Genomic DNA, 7,791 nt, shown 5'->3' with positions numbered 1-7,791 from the left:
GGATTAGCGCGCCCTCAGCCTCAACCTCTCTCCTTCGGAAAGAGGGAGGTTACGGTTTTTCCTCTCCCCATCCCTCCTTTGGAGTGGGGGGCTCGAACTTGTAGCCAACTCCGCGCACGGTGCGGATCAGCTCCGGTTGGCTGGTATCGGTTTCCAGCTTCTTGCGAATTTGGCCGATGTGGACATCGACCACCCGTTCATCTCCCTCGTGGTTAAAATCCCACACCTCTTGAATCAGCTCAGACCGTCGCCACACCCGTCCTGGGTGTCGAGCCATGGCGTAGAGCAAATCAAACTCTAGAGCGGTCAGGTTAATCGGGCGACGGTCACGGATAACTTCTCGGGTGGTCGGGTCGATCACCAAGGAGGGAAAAGTCAAAACCGGCGCGCTGCCTGTTTCCGTTCTCGTCCGCCCTCGGCGCAGGATAGCCTGTACCCGCGCCTGTAACTCCGGCAGGCTGAAGGGTTTGGTCAGGTAGTCATCTGCGCCTAGCTGAAATCCTTGCAGCTTGTCGGCAGGATTCACTCGGCTGGTTAACATCAACACATACACGCCGGTCTCTTTTTGCATCTGCTGGCAAAGGTCGTAGCCGCTCACATCCGGCAAATTCAGATCCAAAATCACCAAGCCTGGCTGAAAAGCGCGCAACTGCTGGAGGCCCTCGGCCCCCGTCGTCGCTACCTCGACTGAGTACCCCTGCCGCTGCAAATACCGCTTGAGCAGCGCGCAAATGCTGGGATCGTCATCGATGATGAGGATCCGTAACATGGCAGCTTGACGCTCTCACAGTCAGCACGAGGCAGAGTTGTAGAAAAGCCCTGCCCGCAGGGCAAACGCATTTTGCGCCTGGGCAGGAGAGGGCAGCCCATCCAGACTACAACAGATAGCTTCAGGTTTTTACATTACCCATTGGATTGCACCAGGAGCTTGGCCTTTCTGGAACCCTCTTTCTCTGGGTAAATCAAGGGAGGCTAACCCAAGAATCTCAGGCATTATTCATTCTACTGGGTTGTCCGGAGGAAAGGGAAAGGGTAAGGTAAAAGGGATTCGCGCAGCAGCTTCTTGCCCGCAGAGAGAAGCCCATTCAAAAACCTCGCCACTTCTGTACTTGCAGGCCAAACCTTAAAGTTGCACGCCGGTTTATCCCAGAAGCCTATGTACAATCCCAACGAAGTCTTTCGCAAAGATATCCAGTTGGCCCTCTTCACCTGGGGGATCCTGGAGCTGGCCTGTTTTGTCATCATGCCGTTTACCCGGGCCTACGAGTATGCGCAGGTAGCGGATTGGCTGTGGCCTTCGCTGGTTTTGGGACCGGTGGGGGCGGTGGTGGTGGCCTTTTGCTCAAAGCTCACAGTAGCTGCTAATTACATCCCCGACCCGAAAAAGAAAAGGGCCCAGCGACAAATTGCCCAGGTCATCAGTTTCTTCGGCTTCCTGGGCTTGGCCTTGCCCTTGCTCCTGGCCGGGTGGACATTTGGCCACGAGGTTCTCACCACCGACTGGGAGAATATGTTCACTAAGTAGAAACTAAACTTGCTACTGATTTGCTCCAGACAGCGTTGCCCCTGGGTAGGTGGCTTCCCAAGGCAGTACACAGAGGCGAAACTAGAAGTACCAGAGATGCTCTGGTACTTGCAAGCGTTGGCAAAGCCCTTTGCTTTCGTCTCCGGCTTTTGGGAGCTGAGTTTTGGATGGCTAACTACCCAGTGCGAGGCCGTTCTTCTCCTGCTGCCAGCGGTTTTCCCTTCGGCACCTTAATGGCACTGAGCCTCTCGGTTGGGGTCTTGGCTGCTCTGGGTTGGCAGGCGTGGCGGTTCATTGCCCCCCTGCTGGCTCCTCCTGCGGCGCCTCAGTTTCCTCGCGCGGTGCGTGTGGATCCCTTACCCAGCCCGACAAGTTTGCCTTCCTCCCCCTCTGTTCGCGTCAGTGGGACGGAGTCCTTGCCGGCGGCGGGCACCATCGACCCTGAGGCCTTTCCCCCCGGCAGCCGCGGGCGGGTAATCGAGCCCATAGGTCTAGCCATTCGCAGCCAGCCTTCTGCTGACGGAGCCTACCAAGGGGGAATTGTGGCGGGGGAAACGGTGACGGTGCTGGAGTACAGCGCTGATGGCCGCTGGCAGCGGGTGCGGCGGGAGCTAAACGGCCAGGAAGGCTGGGTGCGGGCCGGCAATTTGGGCCCCGTGGAGGGTGGGGCAGCGGTTGCTTCAGCCACAACTGCTGCAACGCCTGCGGTCGAATCCACACCAGAGTCCACTCCTTTGCCGACTCGGCCCCCCGCAGCAACAAGCATTGCCCCAGGTGCGCAGGGGCGGGTGATCGAGCCGATTGGCCTGGCGCTACGGGCCACTCCCGACCGGGAAGGGGCTTACATTGGTGGCCTGCCCATGAATGAGGTGGTGACGGTGTTGGAGTACAGCGCCGATGGCCGCTGGCAGCGCATCCGGCGCCAGAACGGGCAGGAAGGTTGGGTGCGGGCCGGCAACCTGGCGCAAGAGTAGCAAGATGCCCCGGTGGGGGATTGTAGGTTGGCGAGAGCTTGTGGTTGGCTGGGACAGTACCGCCAGCCGCTGTCGGGAGGGGCAGGCGCGCTAGCGGGAGGGAGTTCTTACACTGGTGGCAGCACATGGTGTCTTGGTTTCAGTGGTCATTGCTGCGACCCCTGGCCAGAGGGATGGTTCTGGTGGCCCTGGGTCTGGGAGCCGGCATGACGGCTTGTCGCCCGCCTGTCGAGCCGGGGCCAGCCAGGGATGGGCAGGCGATCTCTGCCTCGGCTACGGGCACGCTGGAGCTGTGGGCCAACGGCGAAGCGTTCCTGCGGGAGGGGCTGGTCTCCAAAGAGGGCTGGGCGTTGCAGTTTGAGCATGTGTACGTGACGCTGGCGGACATTACGGCCTACCAGACGGATCCCCCTTTTGATCCGCAAGGGGAAGGCGAGCTCCAGGCCAAGGCCTTGGTCAGCCTGACAGGGCCTCTTACGGTGGATTTGGTGCCGGAGCGAGCCCTGCTGGGATCCCTGGAAGCCCCCCCTGGGCACTACAACGCCCTGGCCTGGCGCCTAGTGCCGGCAGCGGAGGGGCCAGCAAAGGGCTACTCCCTCTGGATCGAGGGCAGAGCTCGACCGGCAGAAGGGGAGGGAGAGGCGATCCCCTTTGTGCTCAAGTTCAGCCCCGAGCTGGCTTTTGTCTGCGGCGAGTACGTGGGGGAGACGCGCAAGGGCTTTGTCCGGGCAGGCCAGGTGGCGGATCTGGAGGCGACTTTCCACTTCGACCACCTGTTTGGGAATGGCAGCCTGCCTCCCAAGGACGACCTCAACTCAGCGGCGCTGGGGTTTGCCTCCCTTGTGAAGTTGGACCCAGTCGACCCAGTCTCCCTCGAGCAAGGGCTAAAGGCGGGATCCCAGCCGCTGGAGGTGGACTGGGGCAGCCTGCAGGAGGGATCCCCTAGGGCCCAGGCCGTCTTGCAGAGCCTGCAGAGCTTGGGGCACGTGGGAGAGGGCCACTGCCGCGCCTCCTCTGGCGGCCTCGGCGGGACGGGATCCTTGCCTTAGGTTTTAGGCCTGGGTGGCTTTTGAGATCGAAGGGTGTCCTCTGTCTTTTGCTGACCGATGAACTCAGTCTGGCCAAAGCGCATCCCTTTTTCCCCTTCCTGGCAACTGAGCTGGTTGGCCTTGGGCCTGCTCCTATCTCCGCCGGCTTGGGGCCATGGGGTGGAGGCCTCTTGGCGGGCTGTTCCCACCTTTGAGATCCAGGCCCGCTACGATTCCGGCGAGCCGATGCGTTTTGCCCGAGTTACGGTGTTTGCGCCCACCAATCCCACTCTCCCCTGGCAGGAGGGAGAGACAGACGGAGAGGGCCGGTTTTGGCTGCAGCCGGATCCTGAGCTTAAGGGACTGTGGCAGGTGCGCATTCGCCAGGCCGGCCACGGCGGGGTGGTGAACGTGCCGGTGGGCGAGGAGGGTATGCAGGCAGAAGGGATCCCCAGCCCCTCCTCCCCTGGCTTTGGCCCCCTGCAGCGGGGGGTTATGGCTGCCTGTGTTATCTGGGGCTGTTTGGGCACGGCCCTGTTTTTTTCCCGGCCCCGCCCCTTCCAAGGCCCAGAACTCTCCGACTCCCCAGTGGATGCTGCCGCTTTGAGCCAAGACTAGCCATGCACATCAGCGAGGGCCTTTTGCCAGCACCGCTTTGGCTGGGGGGTTATGGCATCACTGCCCTGCTTACGGGTTGGAGCCTACACCTCCTCCAGCGGTTGGAAAAGGATCCCCGCCGCCAGCTCCCCAAGGCAGCGCTGCTCACGGCGGCCTTTTTTGTCGCCTCCTCCCTTCACCTGCCTTTTCCCCCGGCCAGCCTGCACCTGCTGCTCAATGGGCTGATGGGCGTGATGCTGGGGGCCTTGGCCTACCCGGCAATTGTGGTGGGCCTGTTTTTTCAGGCGGTGGCTTTTGGGCATGGGGGGTTGACCACCCTGGGGATCAACGCCGCCATTATGGGGATCCCGGCGCTTCTGGCAGGAGGGATCTTCCGGGCAAGCCGGCGCTGGTTGGGCACGGGCTGGGCCGCTTTTTGGGCGGGAGCGGTGGGGGTGGTGCTGGCGGCGCTGCTGTTTTACGGCGTGGTGCTGGCGGCGCTGCGCAGGGAGGGGATCCCTTCCACCTCGGCAGAGCACCTGGCTCTGACCAGTTTGGTAGCTGCCCACCTGCCGCTGGCGGTGGTGGAGGGGCTGTTTACCCGTTGGGTGGTGGGGTTTTTGCAGCGGGTGCAGCCGGAGCTGCTGGGAGAAGATGCCCAAAGATAGGGCTGAGGCTGTTCATCCCTGTCGTCGGGCCATGCCGGTTAGGGAGAGGATGCTTTCTTCACAAGCTCCCCTGCCGCCGCCCCCTTCTTGGCTGCACCGCTGGCGGCCCCTGCCCAAGCTGGTTGGCCTGCTGGCACTGATGGCGGCCTTTGCCCAGGTGCAGCGCCTGGCCTTGCTACCCCTGGTCTGGGCGGTGGTGGCTTTTCTCTGGGGGCTCTCCGGATTGCCTCTGCGCCGAGGGCTCAGACGCCTGGCCGCTCCCGGCGTTCTGTTGATAGCCTTTGTCCTCTTCCTGCCCTTTGCCGTTGGGGACACCCTCCTCTGGCGCTGGGGATCCCTGGCTTTGCGCTGGGAGGGGCTGGAGAGGGCCCTCTGCCTTGGCGGGCGCAGCCTGGCGCTTTTAGCGCTGGCGACGCTGCTGTTGGAGACCACTCCCCTACCGGCCCTGTTGGCAGCTTTGCGGGCGCTGGGGATCCCCGACCTCCTCCTGGAACTGGCCTGGCTAACCCAGCGCTATTTGCAGGAAGTGGGCAGCCAGTGGCAGCGGATGCAGCGGGCCGCGCGGCTGAGGGGCTGGCGACCGCGGGGATCCCTGTGGCAGCCTGGGCCAACTTGGCGGCAAGACCTGCCCTTTCTGGCTGCTGCCGTGGGCACTTTGTTGGTTCGCAGCTACGAACGTTCGCAGCGAGTTTACCAGGCGCTGCGCCTGCGGGGCTACGGGCGGGCGCCCTTGGTGCCGCCAGCGGCTGGCGGGGATCCCTGCAGTTGGGCGGCCACCGGGCTGGCGCTGGCAGTGGCTGTTGGCTTGGTTTTGGTTAACTTTGGGGGCTATCCCGATTGAGCGGGTTGGCAGCGAGTTAGACAAGATAGACGGTTCTCTTCCCCGCCTTTAAAAGCAAAACCCAACTAGAACTAGAATAAGAAGGCTTTAATCTTCTCAGCTCTTGTCGCCATTTGCGCGTCCTCTCCTGGGGCTATGAACTGGTTAGAAACCGCTTTGTCTACCTCTTCCCTCAAGGAAGCGCCGGCTGTTGCCGTTTTGCACCTGGGCTGTGAGAAAAACCGGGTGGACACCGAGCACATGCTGGGCCTGCTGGCCCAGGCAGGCTACCGGGTGGAGGGCGACGAAGACAGCGCCGACTACGTCATCGTCAACACCTGCAGCTTCATCGAAGCGGCGCGGCGGGAGTCGGTCAGCACCCTGATGGAGCTGGCGGTGCAGGGCAAGAAGATCATCATCGCTGGTTGCCTGGCGCAGCACTTCCAAGAGGAGCTGCTGCGGGAGATCCCCGAGGCGGTGGCCATTGTGGGCACGGGCGACTACCACCAAATCGTCCAAGTTATGGAGCGGGTGGAGCGGGGAGAGCGGGTTAATGCCGTCACCTCCAGCTTGGACTACATTGCTGATGAGACTGTCCCCCGCTATCGCACCACCCATGCCCCGGTGGCCTACCTGCGGGTGGCAGAGGGGTGTGACTATCGCTGCTCTTTCTGCATCATCCCCCACCTGCGGGGCAAGCAACGCTCTCGCCCCATCGAGTCCATCTTGCGGGAGGCCGAACAACTGGCTGCAGAAGGGGTGCAGGAGCTAATCCTCATTTCCCAGATCACCACCAACTACGGGCTCGACCTCTACGGGGAGCCGCGGCTGGCCGAGCTTATCCGCGCTCTGGGCCAGATCCCCATCCCCTGGATCCGCATGCTCTATGCCTACCCCACGGGCATTACGCCGGCGGTGGTGGAGGCCATTCAGGAGACGCCCAATTTCTTGCTCTATCTGGATCTGCCGCTGCAGCACAGCCACCCAGCGATCCTCAAGGCCATGAACCGCCCCTGGCAGGGCCAGGTTAACGACCGGCTCATCGAACGGCTGCGCCAGGCCCTGCCCAAGGCTGTCCTGCGCACCAGCTTTATCGTCGGCTTTCCCGGCGAGACGGAGGAGCACTTCCAGCATCTTTTGGAGTTTGTCCAGCGCCACCAATTTGACCATGTGGGGGTGTTCACCTTTTCCCCGGAAGAGGGCACGCCCGCCTACCATCTGCCCCAGCAGGTGCCGGAGCCCCTCAAGGAAGAGCGCCGCGCCCGCCTAATGCAACTGCAGCAGGGGATCACCTTCCGCCGCAACCGCGAGCAGGTGGGGCAGGTGGTGCCTGTGCTTTTGGAGCAGGAAAACCCCCGCACCGGCGAGTGGATTGGCCGTTCCCCCCGCTTTGCCCCTGAGGTGGACGGGGTGGTGTATGTGCGCGGGCCCGGATCCCTGGGATCCCTGGTGCCGGTGCAGATTACGCGGGCCGAGCCCTACGATCTCTTTGGCCAGGTGGTGGAGGCGCCAGCAGGCTTTAGCTGGAGCGGACGGTAGAATAATTCGGTTGAACTTCGGAAAGGCGAGATGGCCAGTGCAGATGAGCTGAAACAGGCGGCAGCCCAAGCGGCGGCCCAAAAGGTGCAGTCGGGCATGGTGGTGGGGCTGGGCACGGGATCCACAGCCGCCTTTGCTGTGGGCGTCCTAGCCCAGCGAATGCAAAAGGAGGGGCTGCAGTTCATTGGGGTGCCCACTTCCGAGCGCACGGCAGAACAGGCCCGCTCTCTAGGGATCCCGCTGGCCACGCTGGAGGAGCAGCCGCGCCTAGATCTTGCCATCGATGGAGCCGACGAAATCGAAGTGGGATCCCTCAACCTCATCAAGGGGGCAGGGGGAGCTCTGCTGCGGGAGAAACTGGTGGAGGCCAGCGCTGCTGAGCTCATCATCATCGCCGATGCCTCCAAAAAGGTGGCCCACCTGGGCACCCGCTTCCCGGTGCCGGTGGAGGTGGTGCGCTTTGGCTGGAAGACGACCCTAGCGCGGGTGGAGGCCCTGGGCTGTCAGGCGGTGCTGCGGCGCACTGCCGAGGGGGATCCCTACCTCACCGACGAGCAGCACTACATCCTCGACTGCCAGTTTGGCCCCATTGCCGATCCAGCCAAGCTAGCTGAGCAACTCAAAGCAACGGTGGGGGTAG

9 protein-coding genes are annotated in these 7,791 nt (G+C 62.7%); 8 read left to right on the top strand and 1 reads right to left on the bottom strand.

The features are described 5' to 3' along the window. Positions 1–49: 49 nt before the first annotated feature. Positions 50–769, bottom strand: a complete 720-nt coding sequence (locus NW809_RS09115; protein WP_011431117.1) for a response regulator transcription factor — start codon at positions 767–769, stop codon at positions 50–52. Positions 770–1,156: 387 nt separating this feature from the next. Here NW809_RS09115 and NW809_RS09110 point away from each other — a divergent pair, with 387 nt between their 5' ends. The 8 genes from NW809_RS09110 to rpiA form a co-directional block, all read left to right on the top strand. After that, entirely contained in the window at positions 1,157–1,525 is a 369-nt protein-coding gene (locus NW809_RS09110; RefSeq protein ID WP_099812877.1) for a hypothetical protein, read from the top strand. Between the two features lie 167 nt (positions 1,526–1,692). Then, entirely contained in the window at positions 1,693–2,499 is an 807-nt protein-coding gene (locus tag NW809_RS09105) for an SH3 domain-containing protein (RefSeq protein WP_414401981.1), read from the top strand. A 125-nt stretch (positions 2,500–2,624) separates the two neighbouring features. Then, complete coding sequence (locus NW809_RS09100) at positions 2,625–3,548, top strand: hypothetical protein (RefSeq protein WP_414401980.1); 924 nt, start codon at positions 2,625–2,627, stop codon at positions 3,546–3,548. A 57-nt stretch (positions 3,549–3,605) separates the two neighbouring features. Next, entirely contained in the window at positions 3,606–4,145 is a 540-nt protein-coding gene (locus NW809_RS09095) for a hypothetical protein (protein WP_414401979.1), read from the top strand. Positions 4,146–4,147: 2 nt separating this feature from the next. Beyond that, on the top strand, positions 4,148–4,792 hold the full coding sequence (cbiM, locus tag NW809_RS09090) for a cobalt transporter CbiM (RefSeq protein WP_099812876.1): 645 nt from the start codon (positions 4,148–4,150) through the stop codon (positions 4,790–4,792). A 49-nt stretch (positions 4,793–4,841) separates the two neighbouring features. Continuing rightward, a complete protein-coding gene (cbiQ, locus tag NW809_RS09085; RefSeq protein WP_099812875.1) occupies positions 4,842–5,633 on the top strand; it encodes a cobalt ECF transporter T component CbiQ in 792 nt (263 codons plus the stop codon). A 135-nt stretch (positions 5,634–5,768) separates the two neighbouring features. Beyond that, a complete protein-coding gene (rimO, locus tag NW809_RS09080) occupies positions 5,769–7,151 on the top strand; it encodes a 30S ribosomal protein S12 methylthiotransferase RimO (protein WP_414401978.1) in 1,383 nt (460 codons plus the stop codon). Positions 7,152–7,181: 30 nt separating this feature from the next. Further along, the coding region (rpiA, locus tag NW809_RS09075) for a ribose-5-phosphate isomerase RpiA (protein ID WP_414401977.1) at positions 7,182–7,791 on the top strand (610 nt) is incomplete at its 3' end.

It is taken from the genome of Synechococcus sp. WC101 (assembly GCF_047461555.1).
GTDB lineage: Bacteria > Cyanobacteriota > Cyanobacteriia > Thermostichales > Thermostichaceae > Thermostichus.
The sequence above is the reverse complement of the archived record's forward strand: the minus strand, read 5'-3'. Positions and strand labels throughout refer to the sequence as shown.

Bases quoted from the DNA above. Each gene is read 5' to 3' on its own strand.
- NW809_RS09115 (WP_011431117.1), bottom strand. From the start codon at position 769: ATGTTACGGATCCTCATCATCGATGACGATCCCAGCATTTGCGCGCTG.
- NW809_RS09110 (WP_099812877.1), top strand. From the start codon at position 1,157: ATGTACAATCCCAACGAAGTCTTTCGCAAAGATATCCAGTTGGCCCTC.
- NW809_RS09105 (WP_414401981.1), top strand. From the start codon at position 1,693: ATGGCTAACTACCCAGTGCGAGGCCGTTCTTCTCCTGCTGCCAGCGGT.
- NW809_RS09100 (WP_414401980.1), top strand. From the start codon at position 2,625: ATGGTGTCTTGGTTTCAGTGGTCATTGCTGCGACCCCTGGCCAGAGGG.
- NW809_RS09095 (WP_414401979.1), top strand. From the start codon at position 3,606: ATGAACTCAGTCTGGCCAAAGCGCATCCCTTTTTCCCCTTCCTGGCAA.
- cbiM (WP_099812876.1), top strand. From the start codon at position 4,148: ATGCACATCAGCGAGGGCCTTTTGCCAGCACCGCTTTGGCTGGGGGGT.
- cbiQ (WP_099812875.1), top strand. From the start codon at position 4,842: ATGCTTTCTTCACAAGCTCCCCTGCCGCCGCCCCCTTCTTGGCTGCAC.
- rimO (WP_414401978.1), top strand. From the start codon at position 5,769: ATGAACTGGTTAGAAACCGCTTTGTCTACCTCTTCCCTCAAGGAAGCG.